General features: G+C 73.2%; 17 protein-coding genes. 1 reads left to right on the forward strand and 16 read right to left on the reverse strand.

Going from position 1 to position 21,110, the window contains the following annotated elements:
* Nucleotides 1-34: 34 nt before the first annotated feature.
* The 4 genes from IG64_RS24630 to fmt form a co-directional block, all read right to left on the reverse strand.
* The gene (locus IG64_RS24630) at nucleotides 35-1,078 is read right to left on the reverse strand and encodes a sugar-binding transcriptional regulator (protein ID WP_037859956.1); all 1,044 of its coding nucleotides are present in this window, start codon (nucleotides 1,076-1,078) and stop codon (nucleotides 35-37) included.
* Between the two features lie 151 nt (nucleotides 1,079-1,229).
* Nucleotides 1,230-1,916: a ribulose-phosphate 3-epimerase gene (rpe, locus tag IG64_RS24635; RefSeq protein ID WP_037859958.1), complete on the reverse strand. Its 687-nt coding sequence runs from the start codon at nucleotides 1,914-1,916 to the stop codon at nucleotides 1,230-1,232.
* Nucleotides 1,917-2,273: 357 nt separating this feature from the next.
* Nucleotides 2,274-3,692, reverse strand: coding sequence for an RsmB/NOP family class I SAM-dependent RNA methyltransferase (locus IG64_RS24640; RefSeq protein WP_037859959.1), 1,419 nt, complete (start codon nucleotides 3,690-3,692; stop codon nucleotides 2,274-2,276).
* Between the two features lie 288 nt (nucleotides 3,693-3,980).
* Nucleotides 3,981-4,913, reverse strand: a complete 933-nt coding sequence (gene fmt, locus IG64_RS24645) for a methionyl-tRNA formyltransferase (RefSeq protein ID WP_037859962.1) — start codon at nucleotides 4,911-4,913, stop codon at nucleotides 3,981-3,983.
* A gap of 262 nt (nucleotides 4,914-5,175) precedes the next feature.
* Here fmt and IG64_RS24650 point away from each other — a divergent pair, with 262 nt between their 5' ends.
* Nucleotides 5,176-5,730 carry a hypothetical protein gene (locus tag IG64_RS24650; RefSeq protein ID WP_037859965.1) on the forward strand — a complete coding sequence of 185 codons (555 nt, stop codon included), beginning with the start codon at nucleotides 5,176-5,178 and terminating at the stop codon, nucleotides 5,728-5,730.
* A gap of 247 nt (nucleotides 5,731-5,977) precedes the next feature.
* Here IG64_RS24650 and IG64_RS24655 read toward each other — a convergent pair whose 3' ends face one another.
* From IG64_RS24655 to IG64_RS24710, 12 genes are all read right to left on the reverse strand, one after another.
* Complete coding sequence (locus tag IG64_RS24655; protein WP_037859968.1) at nucleotides 5,978-8,125, reverse strand: primosomal protein N'; 2,148 nt, start codon at nucleotides 8,123-8,125, stop codon at nucleotides 5,978-5,980.
* A gap of 136 nt (nucleotides 8,126-8,261) precedes the next feature.
* Nucleotides 8,262-9,470: a methionine adenosyltransferase gene (metK, locus tag IG64_RS24660; protein ID WP_037859971.1), complete on the reverse strand. Its 1,209-nt coding sequence runs from the start codon at nucleotides 9,468-9,470 to the stop codon at nucleotides 8,262-8,264.
* A gap of 240 nt (nucleotides 9,471-9,710) precedes the next feature.
* Nucleotides 9,711-10,913, reverse strand: a complete 1,203-nt coding sequence (gene coaBC, locus IG64_RS24665; protein ID WP_037859975.1) for a bifunctional phosphopantothenoylcysteine decarboxylase/phosphopantothenate--cysteine ligase CoaBC — start codon at nucleotides 10,911-10,913, stop codon at nucleotides 9,711-9,713.
* Between the two features lie 168 nt (nucleotides 10,914-11,081).
* Nucleotides 11,082-11,354, reverse strand: coding sequence for a DNA-directed RNA polymerase subunit omega (rpoZ, locus tag IG64_RS24670; protein ID WP_003977348.1), 273 nt, complete (start codon nucleotides 11,352-11,354; stop codon nucleotides 11,082-11,084).
* Between the two features lie 51 nt (nucleotides 11,355-11,405).
* Nucleotides 11,406-11,999 carry a guanylate kinase gene (gmk, locus tag IG64_RS24675; RefSeq protein ID WP_051813308.1) on the reverse strand — a complete coding sequence of 198 codons (594 nt, stop codon included), beginning with the start codon at nucleotides 11,997-11,999 and terminating at the stop codon, nucleotides 11,406-11,408.
* Between the two features lie 59 nt (nucleotides 12,000-12,058).
* On the reverse strand, nucleotides 12,059-12,382 hold the full coding sequence (locus tag IG64_RS24680; RefSeq protein WP_003977346.1) for an integration host factor: 324 nt from the start codon (nucleotides 12,380-12,382) through the stop codon (nucleotides 12,059-12,061).
* Between the two features lie 266 nt (nucleotides 12,383-12,648).
* Nucleotides 12,649-13,494 carry an orotidine-5'-phosphate decarboxylase gene (gene pyrF / locus IG64_RS24685; protein ID WP_037859981.1) on the reverse strand — a complete coding sequence of 282 codons (846 nt, stop codon included), beginning with the start codon at nucleotides 13,492-13,494 and terminating at the stop codon, nucleotides 12,649-12,651.
* Nucleotides 13,491-14,597: a quinone-dependent dihydroorotate dehydrogenase gene (locus IG64_RS24690; RefSeq protein WP_037859983.1), complete on the reverse strand. Its 1,107-nt coding sequence runs from the start codon at nucleotides 14,595-14,597 to the stop codon at nucleotides 13,491-13,493. The genes pyrF and IG64_RS24690 overlap by 4 nt, the downstream gene beginning before the upstream one ends.
* Before the next feature lie 168 nt (nucleotides 14,598-14,765).
* Nucleotides 14,766-18,074, reverse strand: coding sequence for a carbamoyl-phosphate synthase large subunit (gene carB, locus IG64_RS24695; RefSeq protein WP_037859985.1), 3,309 nt, complete (start codon nucleotides 18,072-18,074; stop codon nucleotides 14,766-14,768).
* Nucleotides 18,067-19,224: a glutamine-hydrolyzing carbamoyl-phosphate synthase small subunit gene (carA, locus tag IG64_RS24700; RefSeq protein ID WP_037859987.1), complete on the reverse strand. Its 1,158-nt coding sequence runs from the start codon at nucleotides 19,222-19,224 to the stop codon at nucleotides 18,067-18,069. The genes carB and carA overlap by 8 nt, the downstream gene beginning before the upstream one ends.
* A complete protein-coding gene (locus IG64_RS24705; RefSeq protein ID WP_037859988.1) occupies nucleotides 19,221-19,826 on the reverse strand; it encodes a hypothetical protein in 606 nt (201 codons plus the stop codon). Before IG64_RS24705 ends, carA begins: the two co-directional genes overlap by 4 nt.
* Nucleotides 19,823-21,109, reverse strand: coding sequence for a dihydroorotase (locus tag IG64_RS24710; RefSeq protein ID WP_037859990.1), 1,287 nt, complete (start codon nucleotides 21,107-21,109; stop codon nucleotides 19,823-19,825). The genes IG64_RS24705 and IG64_RS24710 overlap by 4 nt, the downstream gene beginning before the upstream one ends.
* Nucleotide 21,110: the final 1 nt, after the last annotated feature.

Genomic DNA, 21,110 nt, shown 5'->3' on the forward strand with positions numbered 1-21,110 from the left:
GATGCTCCCACGGCCGTCCGCCGGCGGCTCGCCGTCAGGCCCCGTCCGGGTCCGCCCGGTGCAGCGCGGACTTGGGGGACGGCCCGGCCGTCATCAGGTAGTCGGCGGCCGAGGTGTCCGTGACGAGGCTGGTGACCAGCCCCGAACGCAGCACCGCGTCGATCGCGGCCGCCTTGCGCTGGCCGCCGGCGATGGCGACGACCTCGGGGATACGGCGGAGCTGGTCGGCCTTGACCGTGATGCACCGCTCCCCCAGGTCGCGGCCGATCCGGCGGCCCTCGGCGTCGAAGAGGTGCGCGGCCATCTCGGCGGCGACGCCGAGCGAGGCGTAGTGGGCACGCTCCTCGTCGCTGAGCATGTCGTGCACCGTGGAGATGCCCGGCTCCCACGAACCGATGGAGACGCAGGCGACGGTGACCTTGTCGAAGTACTCGAAGGCGCGGGCGATCCCGGTCTGGTTGCGCAGCGCCGCCGCGGTGGCCGCGTCCGGCAGCAGCATCGGCGCGTAGATGGGGTGCGCGTCGCCGCCGGAAACCTGGGCGGCACGGCGGACGGCCTCCACCGAGCCGCGCTCGGAGGTCCCGGCGTCGTACACGCCCGTCAGCTGCACCACCGTGCACGGGGGCAGCCGGTCCAGGGCCGCCGCCATGTGAATGGTGGAACGGCCCCAGGCCAGGCCCAGGACGTCGCCCTCGTCGACGAGTTCGCCGAGCAGATCGGCGGCGACCTCGCCGAGGTTCTCCGGGTCGGGCGTCTCCTCCGCCTCGGCCGGGGACTCGACCACGACGGCGTGCCGGAGACCGTAGCGGGCGCGGAGCGCGTCGGAGCGCTCGGCGTCCAGCTCGGCCGGCACACGGATCTCGATCCGCACGAGATCACGTTCGAGAGCGGTCTCCAGGACCCGGGCCACCTTGAACCGGCTCACGCCGAACTCCTCGGCGATCTGGATCTTGGACTTGCCCTCGAGGTAGAAGCGGCGGGCCATGGCCGCCGCCTGCACCAGCTCAGCGGGTCCCATCCGCACTGCTGACCGGCCCGCCGACATACCCGACACGGCGATCTCCTCACTGCTGTTCACACTCTGGATTCGCCGTTCATCCTTGCAGATCCGGCGCTGTTGATCAGCCCTGATGAGAGCCGTTCACGTACCTGATGCCCAGTGGTTGCACGTCCGGGACGCCCCGGCGCGCGCCGGCCGCGCGTACGGACCGCCCGGGATGCCCCGATACTCAGTGGCCGCACGCCCAGGATGCCCGGGATGTGGCCGTCTGCGCCTGTGCGCGCAGGGCACGGACCGCCTCGGACGGGTCGTCGGCGCCGTAGACCGCGGAGCCCGCGACGAAGACGTCGGCGCCGGCGTCCGCGCACCGCTCGATCGTCGAGGCCGAGACGCCCCCGTCGACCTGGAGCCACAGCTGCAGACCGTGCTTGCCGATCAGCTCCCTGGTACGGCGGATCTTGGGCAGCATGATGTCGAGGAACGCCTGTCCGCCGAAGCCGGGCTCCACCGTCATGATCAGGAGCATGTCCAGCTCGGGGAGCAGGTCCTCGTACGGCTCGATGGGCGTGGCGGGCTTCAGCGCCATCGAGGCGCGGGCACCCTTGGCGCGGATCTCGCGGGCCAGGCGCACCGGCGCGGCGGCGGCCTCGACGTGGAAGGTCACCGAGGAGGCGCCCGCCTCGACGTACTGCGGGGCCCACCGGTCCGGGTCCTCGATCATCAGGTGGCAGTCCAGCGGCGTGTCCGTCGCCCGCGCCAGGGACTCCACGACCGGCACGCCGAGGGTGAGGTTCGGGACGAAGTGGTTGTCCATCACGTCGACGTGGAGCCAGTCGGCCCCTTCGACCGCCTTCGCCTCCTCGGCGAGGCGCGCGAAGTCGGCGGACAGGATGCTGGGGTTGATCTGCACGGCCATGCCCCAAGCCTGCCATGCCGCGGCGCGCGGCCGGAACGGCGGGCCGCCGGGGGCCGTGAGGACGGCCCCCGGGGTGCCGCGGCCGGTGTGCGCGCCGGTGGTGGGTCTCCGGCCGGCCGGCGGGGGCCGGGCGCGCCGTTCCCCGTGCCCCCGCGGGGGGCCGCCCCGGCGGCGTCCCGGCAGACGTCGCAGGTCAGGGGCGGACGCGCCCCGGTGCCGACCGGGCCGACCCGGCACATCCGGGGCGGCGGCCCCGGGTGTGTCCCAGCAAGTTCCGCGCATCAGGGGGGCGGACCGGCCCCGGCGGCACCCCGGCAGGTCCCCGCGCATCAGGGGCGGGCCGCCCCCGGGTGGCGATCAGCCGGTGCGGCGGATCAGGGCCAGGTACATCGCGTCCGTGCCGTGCAGGTGCGGCCACAGCTGGATGTCGGGGCCCTCTCCCAGGGCGGGGACGCCGGGCAGCAGCGGCCTCGCGTCGATCAGTTCCGCCGTCGGGAACTGCTTGAGCAGGTCGGCGACGACCGCACGGGTCTCGGCGAGGTGGGGCGAGCAGGTGGCGTAGCCGACGACACCGCCGACGCGGACCGACTCCAGGGCCGTACGGAGCAGGCCGCGCTGGAGCGGCGCGAAGCCGTCGAGGTCCTCCGGGCGGCGGCGCCAGCGGGCCTCGGGGCGGCGGCGCAGGGCGCCGAGACCGGTGCACGGCACGTCGACGAGGACGCGGTCGAAGCTGCCCGGCCGCCAGGCGGGGCGCGTCCCGTCGGCGGCGATCACCTGGTACGGCCCGGGGTTCCCGGCGAGCGCCTTCGCGACCAGTCCGGCCCGGTGCGGCTGCTTCTCCGAGGCCAGCAGCACGGCGCCGCGCTCGGCGGCGAGCGCGGCGAGCAGAGCGGCCTTGCCGCCGGGACCCGCGCAGCCGTCCAGCCACTTGCTGTCGGGGCCGTCGACGGGCGCGGCGGCCAGGGCCAGGGCGACGAGCTGGCTGCCCTCGTCCTGTACGCCCGCGCGCCCCTCCCGCACGGCGTCCACCGCGCCCGGCTCGCCGCCCTCGGTGAGCCGGACGGCGTACGGCGACCAGCGGCCCGGCACCGCGGCCTCCTCCCGCAGCAGCTCCTCGGTGGTGGCGCGCCCCGGCCGGGCCACGAGGGTCACCTCGGGCCGCTCGTTGTCGGCGTCCAGGAGGTCCTCGATGCCTGCGCGTCCGCCGCCGAGCGAGTCCCACAGGGCGGACACGACCCAGCGCGGGTGGGAGTGGACGACGGCGAGGTGGTCCTCGGGATCCTCGTCGTAGGGCGGTGCGACCTTCTCCAGCCAGCCGTCGAGGTCGTGCTGGGCGACCTTGCGCAGCACCGCGTTGACGAACTTGGCGCGCCCGTCACCGAGCACGACCCGGGCCAGCTCGACGGTGGCGGAGACCGCGGCGTGGCTCGGGATACGCGTGCCGAGGAGCTGATGGGCGCCCAGGGCGAGCACGTCCAGGACGGGCGGGTCCACCTCCCTGAGCGGCCGGTCCACGCACGCGGCGATGACCGCGTCGTACGTGCCCTGCCGGCGCAGGGTGCCGTAGACCAGTTCGGTGGCGAGCGCCGCGTCCCGCCCGTCGAAGTCGCCCTTCTCCCGCGCCTTGCGCAGCAGGGGCGGCAGCACGAGGTTGGCGTACGCGTCGCGTTCGTCCACGGCGCGCAGCGCGTCGAAGGCGAGGATGCGGACGGGGTCCTTCTGGGGCCGGCGGTACGGCTTGGCGGGCTTGCGGGGCCGACGGGGGGTGTCGCTCACGAAAAGGTGCTCCGGATGTCTGGGGCGCCGCGCACGGACGCGTGGGGCGGGGCCGGGCGCGGGTGCGCGGGCCCGGGTGCGCTGTGCACCCAGCCTACGACCCGCCCCGACGTCCGACCGGCTCTCCCCCGGCCCTGACCTGCCGGGCGACCGCCACACCGCCGTCCCGGCCGCCGCGCCGCTCCCCCGCCCGCCGCTCCCGTCCCGCGGGCACCGCGCTCCCGGCCCGCGGGCCGGACGGCTTTGCCGCCCGGCTACGCCGACCGCGCCGAAGGCGCACGGCGCCGGTCAGCCGCCGAGGGTCTCGCCCTCGGCGATGCGCACGCCCCGTGCCCAGTCCGCCGCCCGCATCGGCTTCTTGCCCTGGGCCTGCACCCACAGCAGCTCCACCGCGTACGAACCCGTACCGACGTGGACGTCGTTCTTGCCGGCGGCGAGCGCGCCGGGCGCGAGGCCGGTGCGCCGGGGTACGGGGGCGACCTGGATCAGCTTGAGGCGTTCGCCGCGGAACGTGGTCCAGGCGCCCGGCGCCGGCGTGCACCCGCGGACCACGCGGTCCACGCGCAGGGCTGGGGCGGTCCAGTCGACCCGGGCGTCCTCGACCGTGATCTTGGGCGCGAGGGTCACGCCCTCCGACGGCTGCGGTACGGCCTTCAGGGTGCCGTCCTCGATGCCGTCCATGGTCGCCGCGAGCAGCCCCGCCCCGGCGAGCGCGAGCCGGGTGAGCAGGTCACCGCTGGTGTCGGTGGGACGGATCGCCTCCGTGACGGTGCCGTAGACCGGACCGGAGTCCAGCCCCTCCTCGATGAGGAACGTGGAGGCGCCGGTGATCTCGTCACCGGCCATGAGGCTGTGCTGCACCGGCGCGGCACCGCGCCACGCAGGCAGCAGCGAGAAGTGCAGGTTGACCCAGCCGTGCACGGGGATGTCCAGGGCGGTCCTGGGCAGCAGGGCACCGTAGGCGACGACGGGGCAGCAGTCCGGGGCGATCTCCTTGAGCCGCTCCTGGAAGTCGGGGTCGCGCGGCCTGGCCGGCTTGAGCACCTCGATCCCGGCCTCCTCGGCGCGTTCGGCGACCGGGCTCGCGATCAGCCTGCGCCCCCGGCCGGCGGGTGCGTCGGGGCGGGTGACGACGGCCGCCACCTCGTGCCGCCCGGAGGCGAGCAGGGCGTCCAGGGCGGGAACGGCGACCTCGGGGGTACCGGCGAAGACGAGCTTCATGGGCGGGTGCGGGCCTCTCGGTCGGGGTGTTCGGGGCGGGTACGCGGCCCACAAGTCTATGACCCCGTACGGCCGTGGGCGGGAAGCGGCCGCAGGCGGGGGCCGCAGCGCACAGCCGCTCCACGGGGGGGGCGTACGCATATGCCCTTACGCCCCCACAGCGTGACCAGCGGGCGGAAAACGCGTTGGTCAAGTGAGAGTTGACCAAAAGGGGCCGCTCGTACGGCCCGTTCCTTTCAACGCCGGTTCGAGAGGCTTGTTCATGGCCGACCACGCAACCCACGACGCCCAGGCCCGGGCCAGCCTGCACTTGCTGGTGCGGGACATCGAGCGGGTCCGCCGGCAGGTGGACGCACTGCGCACGCTCACCGCCCAGTTGGGCAACGTCTACCGCCCGCGCCGCTCCGGGCCCTCCACGGGCTTCGTCGTCTACGGACGGGCCCCCGCCCCGACGGTCCGCCTCGCGCAGGAACTGCGGGACAGCGTCGAGACCCTGGTCACGGCCGCCGTCGACTTCGACCGCTCGCTCGGCTTCTCGTGGGACGCGGTGGGCTCGGCGCTCGGCGTCACCAAGCAGGCGGTGCACCGGCGTTACGGTGCACGCCGCGCCGCCGCACAGGCGGCCGCCGCCGAGGCCGAGCGTGCGCCGGAGACGCCGGGCACCCGGCCGGTCGCCCTGGGCCCCGGCCTGGCCACGGCGCCCGCGGTGCCCACGGTCCCGGCCGCCCGGTCCATGCCGACACAGCCGACGGCCGGCAGCCCGGCGCTGCGCGAGGACGTCAGGCCGACGGCCTTCCCTGGCCCGCGCAACGGCTGACGCACCGCACCCGGCGCGGGCCCGCCGCGGCGGGAGCCCGCCGGCCCGGGACCAGGTCCTCGGCGGACGCAGGCCGCGCAACGGAAGTCCTCGCCACGAGGGCTCTTAGAGTTGCGAACAAAAGGGGCGCCCGGCTCGCGACGTCCGGCACGCACGCTCGCGGCGTTGCCGAAAGGCCCTGGTAGCTCCGCTACAAGGACCTTCCGGCGCCTTGCGATCGCACGCACCGGACGCCGCGCCCGGTCCGTCACCCGATGTCCGGCGGATCGATCCGCACCCAGACCGCCTCGCCGCTCCCCCGGGCCGTCCGGGCCGCCTGTGCGCTCTTCAGGGCCGCGGCGAGGGCGGAGCCGCTGCCGGGCGGCACGCGGACCAGCGCCCGCTCCCAGTGCTCGCCGGGCGGCGGCGCGCCGGGCCGCCGGGGGCGGCCGGCCGGGGTGTCCGGCACCGGCACGGGCCCGAGGATCTCGGCGTCGCGCGGCAGTTCGACCGCGCGCAGGAAGTCCGCGACCGCCGCCCCGGGGCCCGTCACGGCCGCCATCCGGGACACCGGCGGGAAGCCCAGCTCGGCCCGCTCGGACAGCTCCCGCAGCGCGTGCCCCACGGGGTCCCAGCGCACCAGCGCCTGCACGGGGCGCAGGGTCGGCTCGGCCACGACGACCACAGTGCCGCCCGCCTCCTGCGGCCGCACCAGGGCCGCGGCGCCGATCCAGCGGCGCAGGGCGTCCTCGCCGGCCCGCAGGTCGGGCCGCCCCAGCATGGCCCAGCCGTCCAGCAGGAGGGCCGCCGCGTAGCCGCCCTCGGCGACCGGCTCGGCCCCCGGTGTGCTCACCACCAGGGCGGGCGTGCCCGGCACCGTGTCGAGCACGTGTTCGCGGCCCGACGTGCGCACCGGTACGGCGGGGAAAGCCCGCCCCAGTTCCTCCGCGGTGCGCCGGGCCCCGACCACCTGGGCCCGCAGCCGGAAGGCGCCGCACTCCGGGCAGTGCCAGCGGGACTCCTCCCGGCCGCACCAGCCGCAGCGCAGGATGCCCGCGTCCTGGCCCTCCAGCGGACCGGCGCAGTGCCGGCAGCGGGCCGGGGCCCGGCACTGCGCGCAGGCCATCCGCGGCGCGTACCCGCGCCGGGGGACCTGGACCAGGACGGGGCCGTGCCGCAGCCCCTCCCTGGCCGCCTGCCAGGCGAGCGAGGGCAGTCGGGCGGCCCGCGCGGCCTCGTCCCGCGCGAGGTCGCCGTCGCCCACCGTACGCACGAGGGGCGCGGCCCGCCTGACCTGGTCCCGCGCGGCGACCAGGGGCCGTGCCCAGCCGGTCTCGACGAGCTGGGCCGCCTCCACGGTGCAGCTCCAGCCGCCGAGCAGGAAGGCGCACCCGTCCTGCGCGGCGCGCAGCAGCAGCACCTCGCGCGCGTGCGGCTGCGGTGCGTGCTGTTCGCTGTGGCTGTCGTCCCCGTCGTCCCACAGGGCGACCAGCCCGAGGTCGCGCACCGGCGCGAACATGGCGGCGCGGGTGCCGACCACGGCCCGCACCGAGCCCCTGCTCACCGCGAGCCACTGCCGGTAGCGCTTCTCGGGCCCCGCGTCGGCGGTGAGCAGCGCGTGCCGTCCCTCGCCCAGGAGCGCGGTCAGCGCGGCGTCGAGCCGGGCGGCGATGCGGCCGTCGGGGGCCACGACGAGCGCGCCGCGCCCGGACGCGAGCGTCGCGGCCACGGCCCGCGCCGTCTCCTCGCTCCACTGCGGCCCGGGCAGGGCGTTCCACACGGCCCGGGGGGCGCCGCCCGCGGCCAGCGACTCGATGAAGGCGGCCCCGTGCCCGTAACGGGTCCAGGAGCCCGGCTCCGGGGCCTTCGGCGGCGGCAGCGGGGCGGGCGAGGGCCGCTGTTCGGCGCGCGCGCTGCGCGGTGGGACGGCGAGCTGGAGCACGTCGGCCACGCTGCCCGCGTACCGGTCGGCGACGGCTCGGACCAGCGCCAGGAGTTCCTCGCTCAGGACGGGCTCCGGGGAGACGACCTGGGCGAGCGCGGCCAGCGGCCCGGAGTAGTCGGACTCGGCCCGCCGTTCGACGAGGAACCCGTCGATGAGGCCGCCGCCCTCGCGGCGGCCCTCGCGCACCCGGTGCCGTCCGGCGCCGAAGCGCACCCTCACCCGGACCCCGGGCTGCGCGTCGGCGTCCAGCTCGGCGGGCACGGCGTAGTCGAACGAGCGGTCGAGGTGGAGCACGCCCTTGTCGACGAGCACGCGTGCGACGGGCAGGTGCGGGGCGAGGGCCGCGCCGCGCCAGGTCCGGGGCTTGGCCCGGGGCTCCTTGGCCTTGCGCACGGTCTCCCGGATGAGCGCAAGCTGCTCGGGCGGCGCACTTCCGGCCCCGCCGTCCCCCGACCCGTTCTCGCTGCTCACGCTTGCATTTTTACCAAACGGCACTGACAACGGGCCTGACCACCGCTGCGGCGCCGGGAGCCGCGCCCGCGGGACGACGCCGGCTCCCGGGACCGCGAACGGGTCCCGGGAGCCGGCGCTCTGTGTCCGCGGGCTGTTACAGGCCCACGGCCTGGCGCAGGGCGTCCACGCGGTCGGTGCGCTCCCAGGTGAAGTCCGGCAGCTCACGGCCGAAGTGGCCGTAGGCGGCGGTCTGCGAGTAGATCGGGCGCAGCAGGTCGAGGTCGCGGATGATCGCGGCCGGACGGAGGTCGAAGACCTCGTCGATCGCCTTCTCGATCTTCTCGGGTTCGACCTTGTGGGTGCCGAAGGTCTCCACGAACAGACCGACGGGCTCGGCCTTGCCGATGGCGTACGCGACCTGCACCTCGCAGCGGGAGGCGAGGCCCGCGGCCACCACGTTCTTCGCGACCCAGCGCATCGCGTACGCGGCCGAGCGGTCCACCTTGGACGGGTCCTTGCCGGAGAAGGCGCCGCCGCCGTGGCGGGCCATGCCGCCGTAGGTGTCGATGATGATCTTGCGGCCGGTCAGGCCGGCGTCGCCCATCGGGCCGCCGATCTCGAAGCGGCCGGTGGGGTTGACGAGCAGGCGGTAGCCCTCGGTGTCCAGCTTGATGCCGTCCTCCAGGAGCGACTTCAGCTCCGGCTCGACGACGAACTCGCGGATGTCGGGGGCGAGCAGCGACTCCAGGTCGATGTCGGAGGCGTGCTGCGAGGAGACGACGACCGTGTCCAGGCGGACGGCCTTGTCACCGTCGTACTCGATGGTGACCTGCGTCTTGCCGTCGGGGCGCAGGTAGGGGATCGTGCCGTTCTTACGGACGTCCGAGAGGCGCTTGGACAGGCGGTGCGCGAGGAAGATCGGCAGCGGCATCAGCGTCGGCGTCTCGTCGGAGGCGTAGCCGAACATCAGGCCCTGGTCACCCGCGCCCTGGCGGTCCAGTTCGTCCTCGTCGCCCTCGACACGGGCCTCGTAGGCCGCGTCGACCCCCTGCGCGATGTCCGGGGACTGCGCGCCGATCGACACGGACACGCCGCAGGAGGCGCCGTCGAAGCCCTTCTTGGAGGAGTCGTAGCCGATCTCGAGGATCTTGCCGCGGACCAGGGTCGCGATGTCCGCGTAGGTCTTGGTGGTGACCTCGCCGGCCACGTGCACCAGGCCGGTGGTGATCAGCGTCTCGACGGCGACCCGCGAGGAGGGGTCCTCCCGCAGGAGCGCGTCGAGGATGGTGTCGCTGATCTGGTCAGCGATCTTGTCGGGGTGACCCTCGGTCACGGACTCCGAAGTGAACAGGCGACGGGACACAACGCTCCCTGGGGTTGCAGCGGCTGCTGGCTGATCATTGGCGGACGGCACGGGGGGCTGCGCCCGGCGTCGTCCGTGGACAGTTTATCGGTCGCGCTCGGCCACCGGCCCACCTGTCTCGCCACTCGGGAGCCCTGTGACCTGCGGCACGGGCATTCTGCCCAATGCCCGCGGAGATTGAACAGGGCCGCCGGGTGACGGTGTGCGGTGTTCGAGTGGCGCGCGAGGCGGCGGGGACGATCAGCCCAGCCGGGAGACGACCAGGTCCCACACCGTCTCGGCCAGGGCCTCCTTCGGCCCGTACGGGACCGGCGTCTCGCCGCCGTCGGCGGCCAGCACCACCGCCTCGTTCTCCTCGGAGCCGAAGGTCCTGCGCTCCCCCACCTCGTTCACCACGAGGAGGTCGCAGCCCTTGCGCGCCAGCTTCCTGCGGCCGTTGGCGAGGACGTCGTCGGTCTCCGCGGCGAAGCCGACGATCACCTGCCCGGCCCGCGCCCGGTCGGCCGATATCTCCGCGAGGACGTCCGGATTGCGCACCAGGGCGATGGGCTCGGGCTCCTGGTCGTCCTGCTTCTTGATCTTCCCGGCCGCGTAGACCGCGGGACGGAAGTCGGCGACGGCGGCCGCCATCACCACCGCGTCGGCGTCCGCGGCCGCCTTCAGTACCGCCTCGCGCAGCTGTACGGCGGTCGAGACCCGGACGAGGTCGACGCCCGCCGGGTCCGGCAGCTCGGTGTGGGCGGCGACCAGGGTGACCCGGGCGCCCCGGGCCGCGGCGGTGCGCGCCAGGGCGTAGCCCTGCTTGCCGGACGAGCGGTTGCCGAGGAAGCGGACGGGGTCGAGCGGCTCGCGGGTGCCGCCCGCGCTGACGACGACGTGCCGGCCGGCGAGGTCGGGGGCGCCGGCGCCCCGGGCGAGGACGCGGCGGCAGACCTCGAAGATCTCCGCCGGGTCGGGCAGCCGCCCCTTGCCGGTGTCGACGCCGGTGAGGCGGCCGACGGCCGGCTCGATGACGACGGCACCGCGCCGACGCAGCGTCGCCACGTTCTCCTGGGTGGCGGGGTGCTCCCACATCTCCGTGTGCATGGCGGGGGCGAAGACGACCGGGCAGCGGGCGGTGAGCAGCGTGTTGGTCAGCAGGTCGTCGGCGAGGCCGTGGGCGGCCCTGGCGAGCGTGTCGGCGGTGGCCGGGGCGACGACGACCAGGTCGGCGTGCTGGCCGATGCGGACGTGCGGCACCTCGTGGACGTCGTCCCAGACCTCGGTGGCGACGGGGTTGCCGGACAGGGCGGACCATGTGGCGGCGCCGACGAAGTGGAGGGCGGAGGCGGTGGGGACGACGCGCACCTCGTGCCCGGACTCGGTGAACCGGCGCAACAGTTCACAGGCCTTGTACGCGGCGATGCCGCCGCTGACCCCCAGCACGACCTTCGGCTTGTCCACCGTCTCTCCCTGGCTCGGCCCCGGTGCGCCCGGTGCGGCGCACGCCTCCTATGACACACCACAGGCCCGGCAGTCGCGCTGCCGGGCCTGTGGAGAAAGCCAACCGCGGTCTGCGGATACGACTTGTCGCACCGTATCTGCGCCGCACCTGCGCCGTATCGTCGGCGGTTACTGCGCCGGGCCTTCGATGGCCTCGGACGTCAGCAGACCGGCGTTGATCTCCCGCAGGGCGATGGAGAGCGGCTTCTCGTGGACGTGGGTGTCGACGAGCGGACCGACGTACTCGAGGAGGCCCTCGCCGAGCTGCGAGTAGTACGCGTTGATCTGGCGGGCCCGCTTGGCCGCGTAGATCACGAGGCTGTACTTCGAGTCGGTGGCCTCGAGGAGCTCGTCGATCGGCGGGTTGATGATGCCCTCGGGCGCGGAGATGGAAGAGGACACGCTCTACCTTCCGATGGATGGGAAAGAATCAGTCCGGATGACCGGTGACGATCACACGACGTCCATCAAGGCTAGCAGCTCGCGCGCCACGTCCTCGACGGAGGTGTTGACCAGGGTCTCGTCGAACTCGGGCTCGGCCGCCAGCTCGACCTTCGCGGCCTGGAGCCGGCGTTCGATCACCTCGGGCGGCTCGGTGCCCCGGCCGGTGAGCCTGCGCACCAGCTCCTCCCAGGAGGGCGGGGCCAGGAACACCAGGCGTCCCTCGGGCATGGACTCGCGGACCTGCCGGGCGCCCTGGAGGTCGATCTCCAGGAGGACCGGCACACCCGCCTCCAGGTGCTCCAGCACGGCTGCGCGCGGCGTGCCGTAGCGGTTGCCGGCGAACTCGGCCCACTCCAGCAGTTCACCGTTGGCGATCAGCTTGTCCATCTCCTCGTCGGTGACGAAGAAGTAGTGGACGCCGTGCTGCTCGCCGGGGCGGGGCTTGCGGGTCGTCGCCGACACCGAGAGCCAGACCTCGGGGTGTTCCTTGCGCATATGAGCGACGACCGTGCTCTTGCCGACCCCGGAGGGGCCGGAGAGCACGGTCAGCCGCGGACGTGCGTCCGGGGGTACGGGGGTCGTCCCCCGGGGTGTTACAGCCATGCAGCGATTATTCCAGCAATCCGGCGGTGCCCGGGACGCCCGTCCCGGGGCCCGGGACCTCAGGAACCGGTGCTGCCGAACTCACGCTCCAGGGAAGCGATCTGGTTGGAGCCGAGGCCGCGCACACGACGGCTCTCGGAGATGCCGAGTCGCTCCATGATCTGCTTGGCGCGGACCTTGCCCACGCCCGGCAGGGACTCAAGAAGGGCGGACACCTTCATCTTGCCGATGACGTCGTTCTCCTGGCCCTGCTTGATGACCTCGTGCAGGGAGGCGCCGGAGTGCTTGAGTCGATTCTTGACCTCGGCCCGCTCCCGGCGAGCCGCGGCGGCCTTTTCGAGCGCGGCTGCGCGCTGTTCAGGGGTAAGGGGCGGAAGAGCCACGCCTACGTCACCTCGGATGTCGAACTGTCGGATACGGACCGGTGAGGAACCTAGTCGCCCCACACCTGGGGAGCCACGAGCAACACGCTCGCCCGATGACTCTCGACGGAGACTAGCGGTCGAGGGCGCCAGAGTCAGCGAGAACAGCGGAAAAGTCCTGGTCAGCCTCAGTGAGGTCGGACATTTAGGACATATTGCCCCGGATTTGGGAATGTATCCAGACCCGGGGCCGTCCTCGGGGCACCGCCCGACCGTTCGTCCGGGGCTCAGTCGGACCGCACAGCCGCCCGGATCTCCTGCGCGAAACGGTCCGCCGCGTCACGCAGCGCGACCACGTCGGGACCGTGACGCAGAACACCGCGGCTGACGTTCGGCACCACGTTGCGCACCGCCGGACCGAAGACCGCGGGCAGATCGGCCGGCGTCGCCCCCTGCGCCCCGATCCCGGGCGCCAGGAGCGGCCCGTTGATGTCCAGGTCGTACGACGACAGGTCACCGAGCGTGGCGCCGACCACCGCGCCGAAGGAGCCCATCGGGCCCTCCCCGGCGTTCTCCCGCGCCAGGTGGGCGAGCATGGTGGCTCCCACGTTCCGGCCGTCGGGCCGCACCGCGTGCTGCACCTCGCCGCCCTCCGGGTTGGAGGTCAGCGCCAGGACGAACAGGCCCGCGCCGCTCTCCCGCGCCAGGTCGACCGCGGGCTTCAGCGACCCGTAGCCCAGGTAGGGCGAGACGGTCAGCGCGTCCGAGAACAGCGGCGCGTCCTTGTGCAGGAACGACTCGGCGTAGGCCGCCATGGTCGAGCCGATGTCGCCGCGCTTGGCGTCCATGAGGACCAGCGCACCGGCGGCCCGGGCCTCCCGGACCGCCGTCTCCAGGACGGCGACGCCCCGCGAGCCGAACCGCTCGAAGAAGGCGCTCTGCGGCTTGAGGACGGCGACCCGGCCGGCGACCGCCTCCACGACGGTGCGGCTGAACCGCTCCAGACCGGCCACGTCGTCGTTCAGGCCCCACTCGGCGAGCAGGGAGGCGTGCGGGTCGATGCCCACGCACAGCGGGCCGCGCTCGTCCATCGCGCGGCGCAGGCGTGCGCCGAAGGGCTCCAGAGGGCTCATGCGGACTTCCTCACGTCGGCGCCGACCGCGTCGGCCAGGGTGGCGTACGGGCTGGTGCGCAGGCGCGCGGCGAGGCCCTTGTGGATGGCGCGGCCCCAGAAGGGCCCCTCGTAGATGAAGGCGCTGTAGCCCTGGACCAGCGTGGCGCCGGCCAGGATGCGCTGCCAGGCGTCCTCGGCGTTCTCGATGCCGCCGACGCCGACCAGGGTGATGCGGTCGCCCACGCGCGCGTAGAGGCGGCGCAGGACCTCCAGGGAGCGTTCCTTCAGGGGCGCGCCGGACAGGCCGCCGGTCTCCTTGACCAGGGCGGGCCGCGAGCGCAGACCGAGCCCCTCGCGCGCGATGGTGGTGTTCGTGGCGATGATGCCGTCCAGGCCGAGTTCCACGGCGAGGTCGGCGACGGCGTCCACGTCCTCGTCGGCGAGGTCCGGCGCGATCTTGACCAGCAGCGGCACGCGGCGGGCGGGCACCGCCCGGTCGGCGGCCTCGCGCACCGCGCTGAGCAGCGGGCGCAGCGCCTCGGTCGCCTGGAGGTTGCGCAGACCGGGGGTGTTGGGCGAGGAGACGTTGACGACCAGGTAGTCGGCGTGGGGGGCGAGGCGCTCGGCGGACTTCACGTAGTCGGCGGCCGCCTCCTGCTCGGGGACGACCTTGGTCTTGCCGATGTTGACGCCCACCACGGTCCTGAACACCGGTGTGCGGGAGGCCAGGCGGGCCGCCACGGCCAGCGAGCCGTCGTTGTTGAAGCCCATGCGGTTGATGAGCGCGCGGTCCTCGACGAGGCGGAAGAGCCGCTTCCTGGGGTTGCCGGGCTGCGGCTCGCCGGTGACCGTGCCGATCTCGACATGGTCGAAGCCGAGCATGGACATGCCATCAATGGCGACGGCGTTCTTGTCGAAGCCCGCGGCGAGCCCGAAGGGGCCGTGCATGCGCAGCCCCAGTGCCTCGGTGCGCAGTTCCTTGTACCGGGGTGCCAGGACGGCCGCGACGAAGGTGCGCAGGACCGGGACGCGGGCGGCCAGGCGGATCCAGCGGAAAGCGAGGTGGTGGGCCTGTTCCGGGTCCATGCGCCGGAAGACCAGACGGAAGAAGAGCTTGTACATCGTGGAGAAGTCCTTCGGGGGTGCTCGAGGCGGCGGCCAGGGGTCCTCGTGGAGGGACCAGGGTGCTCGTGCGGGGACCGGGTCCTCATGAAGGGAGAGGTCCTCATGAAGGCACGGGCCCTCATGAAGAGGGGGACACCGTTTCCGGTGTCCCCCTCGGTGCGGCCGCTAGTCGCGGGCCGCGGTCAGGAACTCGGCGTGTTCCTGGAGCGACCGCACGCCCACGTCGCCGCGGTTGAGGGCGTCGATGCCCTGGACGGCGGCGGCGAGCGCCTGGACGGTCGTCAGGCAGGGCACGGACCGCGCCACCGCCGCCGTACGGATCTCGTAGCCGTCCAGGCGGCCGCCGGTGCCGTACGGGGTGTTGACGATGAGGTCGACCTCACCGTCGTGGATGAGCTGGACGATGGTCTTCTCGCCGTTGGGGCCGGTGCCCTCGGACTGCTTGCGCACCAGCGTGGCGTTGATGCCGTTGCGCTTGAGGACCTCGGCGGTGCCGGAGGTGGCGAGCAGTTCGAAACCGTGGGCGACCAGCTCACGGGCCGGGAAGATCATCGAGCGCTTGTCCCGGTTGGCGACCGAGATGAAGGCGCGGCCCTTGGTGGGCAGCGGCCCGTAGGCGCCCGCCTGCGACTTGGCGTAGGCCGTGCCGAAGACGGAGTCGATGCCCATGACCTCACCGGTGGAGCGCATCTCCGGGCCGAGGACGGTGTCGACGCCGCGGCCGTGGATGTCGCGGAAGCGCGACCACGGCATGACGGCCTCCTTGACGGAGATCGGCGCGTCGAGCGGAATGGTGCCGCCGTCGCCGTTCCTGGGCAGCAGGCCCTCCTCGCGCAGCTGCGCGATGGTCGCGCCCAGCGAGATCCGGGCGGCGGCCTTCGCCAGCGGCACCGCGGTCGCCTTCGAGGTGAAGGGCACGGTGCGGGAGGCGCGCGGGTTGGCCTCCAGGACGTAGAGGATGTCACCGGCCAGCGCGAACTGGATGTTGATCAGACCGCGCACCCCGACACCCTTGGCGATGGCCTCGGTGGAGGCGCGCAGCCGCTTGATGTCGAAGCCGCCCAGCGTGATCGGCGGCAGCGCGCACGCCGAGTCGCCGGAGTGGATGCCGGCCTCCTCGATGTGCTCCATGACGCCGCCCAGGTACAGCTCCTCGCCGTCGTAGAGGGCGTCGACGTCGATCTCTATGGCGTCGTCGAGGAAGCGGTCGACGAGGACCGGGCGGGAGGGGCTGATCTCGGTCGACTCGGCGATGTACGCCTCCAGGCGGGCCTCGTCGTAGACGATCTCCATGCCGCGGCCGCCCAGGACGTAGGACGGGCGCACCAGGACCGGGTAGCCGATCTCGTCGGCGATCGTCTTGGCCTGCGCGAACGTGGTGGCGGTGCCGTGCTTGGGGGCGGGCAGGCCGGCCTCCGCGAGGACCTGGCCGAAGGCGCCCCGGTCCTCGGCCGCGTGGATGGCCTCGGGCGAGGTGCCGACGACCGGCACGCCGTTGTCCTTGAGCGCCTGCGACAGGCCGAGGGGGGTCTGGCCGCCGAGCTGGACGACCACACCGGCGACCGGGCCGGCCTGCTGTTCGGCGTGGACGATCTCCAGGACGTCCTCCAGGGTGAGCGGCTCGAAGTACAGCCGGTCGGAGGTGTCGTAGTCGGTGGAGACGGTCTCCGGGTTGCAGTTGACCATCACGGTCTCGTACCCGGCGTCGCTCAGCGCGAAGGAGGCGTGGACGCAGGAGTAGTCGAACTCGATGCCCTGGCCGATGCGGTTGGGGCCGGAGCCCAGGATGATCACGGCGGGCTTCTCGCGCGGCGCGACCTCGGTCTCCTCGTCGTAGGACGAGTAGAAGTACGGGGTCCTCGCGGCGAACTCGGCCGCGCAGGTGTCGACCGTCTTGTAGACCGGGCGGATGCCGAGCGCGTGGCGCACCTCGCGGACGACGTCCTCGCGCAGCCCGCGGATCTCGGCGATCTGCTGGTCGGAGAAGCCGTGCCGCTTGGCCTCGGCGAGCAGCTCGGCGGTCAGCTCGGGGGCCTCGGCCAGCTCGTCGGCGATCTCCTTGATCAGGAAGAGCTGGTCGACGAACCAGGGGTCGATCTTCGTGTACTCGAAGACCTCCTCCGGCGTGGCGCCGGCGCGGACGGCCTGCATGACCGTGTTGATGCGGCCGTCGGTGGGCCGGACGGACTGCTCCAGGAGCGCCTGCTTGTCACCCGGCTCGCCGACGAAGGTGAACTGGCTGCCCTTCTTCTCCAGGGAGCGCAGCGCCTTCTGGAAGGCCTCGGTGAAGTTGCGGCCGATGGCCATGGCCTCGCCGACCGACTTCATGGTGGTGGTGAGGGTGGAGTCCGCGCTCGGGAACTTCTCGAAGGCGAACCGGGGGGCCTTGACGACCACGTAGTCGAGGGTCGGCTCGAAGGAGGCCGGGGTCTCCTGCGTGATGTCGTTGGGGATCTCGTCGAGGGTGTAACCGACGGCGAGCTTGGCGGCGATCTTCGCGATCGGGAAGCCGGTGGCCTTGGACGCGAGCGCGGAGGAGCGGGAGACGCGCGGGTTCATCTCGATGACGATCACCCGGCCGTCGACCGGGTTGATCGCGAACTGGATGTTGCAGCCGCCGGTGTCGACGCCGACCTCGCGGATGATCGCGATGCCCATGTCGCGCAGGACCTGGTACTCGCGGTCGGTGAGCGTCATCGCCGGGGCGACGGTGATCGAGTCACCGGTGTGCACGCCCATCGGGTCGAAGTTCTCGATGGAGCAGACGACCACGACGTTGTCGTTCTTGTCGCGCATCAGCTCCAGCTCGTACTCCTTCCAGCCGAGGATGGACTCCTCCAGGAGGACCTCGGTGGTCGGGGAGAGCGTGAGGCCGGTGCCCGCGATGCGGCGCAGTTCCTCCTCGTCGTGGGCGAAGCCGGAGCCGGCGCCGCCCATGGTGAAGGAGGGGCGGACGACGACCGGGTAGCCGCCCAGCTCCTCGACACCGGCGAGGACGTCGTCCATGGTGTGGCAGATGACCGAGCGGGCGGACTCGCCGTGCCCGATCTTGCGGCGGACCTCCTCCACGACCTCCTTGAACTGGTCGCGGTCCTCGCCCTTGTGGATGGCCTCGACGTTGGCGCCGATCAGCTCGACGCCGTACTTCTCCAGGACGCCGTTCTCGTGCAGCGAGATGGCGGTGTTCAGGGCCGTCTGGCCGCCCAGGGTGGGCAGCAGGGCGTCGGGGCGCTCCTTGGCGATGATCTTCTCGACGAACTCGGGGGTGATCGGTTCGACGTAGGTGGCGTCGGCGATCTCCGGGTCGGTCATGATCGTCGCCGGGTTGGAGTTCACCAGGACGACCCGCAGGCCTTCGGCCTTCAGGACGCGGCACGCCTGGGTGCCGGAGTAGTCGAACTCGGCGGCCTGGCCGATGACGATCGGGCCGGAGCCGATGACCAGGACGGACTGGATATCGGTGCGCTTAGGCACGCTGGCCCTCCATCAGGGAAACGAAGCGGTCGAACAGGTAGGCGGCGTCGTGCGGACCGGCCGCCGCTTCGGGGTGGTACTGGACGCTGAAGGCCGGCTTGTCGAGGAGCTGGAGGCCCTCCACCACGTTGTCGTTGAGGCAGACGTGGGAGACCTCGGCGCGGCCGAAGGGGGTGTCGGAGACCTGGTCGGCCGGGGCGTCCACGGCGAAGCCGTGGTTGTGCGCGGTGACCTCGACCTTGCCGGTCGTACGGTCCTGCACCGGCTGGTTGATGCCGCGGTGACCGTACTTCAGCTTGTAGGTGCCGAAGCCGAGGGCGCGGCCGAGGATCTGGTTGCCGAAGCAGATGCCGAACAGCGGCGTGCCGCGCTCCAGGACGCCCCGCATCACGGAGACGGGGTGGTCGGCGGTGGCGGGGTCGCCGGGGCCGTTGGAGAAGAACACGCCGTCGGGCCGGACCGCGTAGACGTCCTCCAGGGTGGCGGTGGCGGGCAGGACGTGCACCTCGATGCCGCGCTCGGCCATGCGGTGCGGGGTCATGCCCTTGATGCCGAGGTCGACGGCGGCGACGGTGAACTTCTTCTCACCGATCGCGGGGACGACGTACGCCTCCTTGGTGGCGACCTCGGCGGACAGGTCGGCGCCGACCATCTCGGGCGCCTCCTGGACGCGGGCCAGCAGCGCGGCGTCGTCCTGGACGGCGTCGCCGCTGAAGATGCCGACGCGCATGGCGCCGCGCTCGCGCAGGTGGCGGGTGAGCGCGCGGGTGTCGATGCCGCTGATGCCGACGACGCCCTGCGCGGCCAGCTCCTCGTCCAGGGAGCGGCGGGAGCGCCAGTTGGAGGGCACCCGCGCGGGGTCGCGGACGACATAGCCGGCCACCCAGATGCGCTGGGACTCGGGGTCCTCGTCGTTGACGCCGGTGTTGCCGACGTGCGGGGCGGTCATGACGACGACCTGCCGGTGGTACGACGGGTCGGTGAGGGTCTCCTGGTAGCCGGTCATGCCGGTGGAGAACACGGCCTCGCCGAACGTCTCCCCCACGGCGCCGTAGGCGCGGCCCCGGAAGACCCGGCCGTCCTCCAGGACGAGTACGGCGGGAAGCGCCCTCTGCCTGCGCGAGGCGTTCCCCTGGATGGAGGTGGTCATCGTTCGACGCCTTCCGTGGTGTTCGTTTCGAGCTTCGTTTCGGTCATGGAGTTGAGGGCTGCGACCCACTCGGTGTGCTCGGCCGCCCTGTCGGAGCGGAACCCCGAGTCGAGCAGCTTGCCTCCGTGCTCCCAGGTCACCACCAGCAGGCCGCCCTCGGTGAGGACCTTGCCGGCGATGCCCTTGTCGAGCCGGGCCCCGCGCAGCTGTGCCGCCGGGACGAAGAAGTCGCGCGCGCCGGGGCGTACGACGTCCAGTCCCGCGTCCGTCAGGGTCAGCTCGGCCCGGCTGCGGGTTCCCAGGCCGTGCGCCACGATGCGGTCCAGCCACTGACCGGCCGTGGTGGAGCCGTGGTAGCGGCCGGTCGTCGTCAGTCTCGCCGCGCCGGGCTCCCGCGGCGCGGCGGGCAGCTCCGGCAGGTCGCTCTGGAGGGTGCCGCGCCACTTCCAGCCCTCGCGCATCAGCCAGTAGACGAGGGCGACGAAGAGGGCGAGGCCGACCAGCCAGCCGATGCGTCCGCCCCAGTCGGTGACCGTCGCCGACTTCTCCCCGGCGGCGAGGTGGGTGCCGAGCCCGGCTGCGAGCAGTGTTGCAGGTGTCACGTGAGCTTCCCGTCGACGAGCGTGGCCTTGCCCCGGAGCCACGTGTGGGTGACACGGCCCGGCAGCTCACGTCCCTCGTACGGGGTGTTGCGGCTGCGCGAGGCGAAGCCCGCGGGGTCCACCTGCCCACGGTATTCCGTGTCGACGAGTGTGAGGTTGGCGGGCTCGCCTGCCGAGACGGGGCGGCCGTGGCCGGCGGCCCGCCCGATGCGGGCCGGCGCGAAGGACATGCGGTCGGCGACGGCCGCCCAGTCCAGCAGTCCGGTGTCGACCATGGTCTCCTGGACCACCGACAGGGCCGTCTCCAGGCCGACCATGCCCATGGCGGCGGCGGCCCACTCGCAGTCCTTGTCCTCGTGCGGGTGCGGGGCGTGGTCGGTGGCGACGATGTCGATCGTGCCGTCGGCGAGCGCCTCGCGCAGGGCCAGCACGTCGCGCTCGGTGCGCAGCGGCGGGTTGACCTTGTAGACGGGGTTGTAGGTGCGCACCAGCTCGTCGGTGAGGAGCAGGTGGTGCGGGGTGACCTCGGCGGTCACGTCGATGCCGCGGGACTTGGCCCAGCGGACGATCTCGACGCTGCCGGCGGTCGACAGGTGGCAGATGTGGACGCGGGAGCCGACGTGCTCGGCGAGCAGCACGTCCCGGGCGATGACCGACTCCTCGGCGACGGCCGGCCAGCCGCCCAGGCCAAGCTCGGCGGAGACGACGCCCTCGTTCATCTGGGCGCCCTCGGTGAGGCGGGGCTCCTGCGCGTGCTGGGCGACGACACCGCCGAACGCCTTCACGTACTCCAGGGCCCGGCGCATGATCACCGCGTCGTCGACGCACTTGCCGTCGTCGGAGAAGACGGTGACGCCGGCGGCCGACTCGTGCATGGCGCCCAGCTCGGCGAGCTTCCTGCCCTCCAGGCCGACGGTGACGGCGCCGACGGGCTGCACGTCGCAGTAGCCGTGCTCGCGGCCGAGCCGCCAGACCTGCTCGACCACGCCCGCGGTGTCCGCGACCGGGAAGGTGTTGGCCATGGCGAACACGGCGGTGTAGCCGCCGGCGGCGGCGGCGCGGGTGCCGGTCAGGACCGTCTCGGAGTCCTCGCGGCCCGGCTCGCGCAGGTGGGTGTGCAGGTCGACCAGGCCCGGCAGGAGGACCTTGCCGGCGGCCTCGACGACCTCCGCGCCCTCGGCGGACAGGCCGGACCCGACCTCCGCGATGGTCCCGCCGTCGATCAGCACGTCCTGCGGCTCGCCGCCGAGCACCTTCGCACCACGGATCAGGATCTTGCTCATC

It is taken from the genome of Streptomyces sp. NRRL S-340, assembly GCF_000720185.1.
Classification (GTDB): Bacteria; Actinomycetota; Actinomycetes; order Streptomycetales; family Streptomycetaceae; genus Streptomyces.

Excerpts from the sequence above, each read along its gene's own strand:
- IG64_RS24690 (WP_037859983.1), bottom strand. The coding sequence starts at position 14,597 with ATGTACAAGCTCTTCTTCCGTCTGGTCTTCCGGCGCATGGACCCGGAA.
- IG64_RS24650 (WP_037859965.1), top strand. The coding sequence starts at position 5,176 with ATGGCCGACCACGCAACCCACGACGCCCAGGCCCGGGCCAGCCTGCAC.
- rpe (WP_037859958.1), bottom strand. The coding sequence starts at position 1,916 with ATGGCCGTGCAGATCAACCCCAGCATCCTGTCCGCCGACTTCGCGCGC.
- pyrF (WP_037859981.1), bottom strand. The coding sequence starts at position 13,494 with ATGAGCCCTCTGGAGCCCTTCGGCGCACGCCTGCGCCGCGCGATGGAC.
- fmt (WP_037859962.1), bottom strand. The coding sequence starts at position 4,913 with ATGAAGCTCGTCTTCGCCGGTACCCCCGAGGTCGCCGTTCCCGCCCTG.
- IG64_RS24710 (WP_037859990.1), bottom strand. The coding sequence starts at position 21,109 with ATGAGCAAGATCCTGATCCGTGGTGCGAAGGTGCTCGGCGGCGAGCCG.
- carA (WP_037859987.1), bottom strand. The coding sequence starts at position 19,224 with ATGACCACCTCCATCCAGGGGAACGCCTCGCGCAGGCAGAGGGCGCTT.
- gmk (WP_051813308.1), bottom strand. The coding sequence starts at position 11,999 with ATGGCTGTAACACCCCGGGGGACGACCCCCGTACCCCCGGACGCACGT.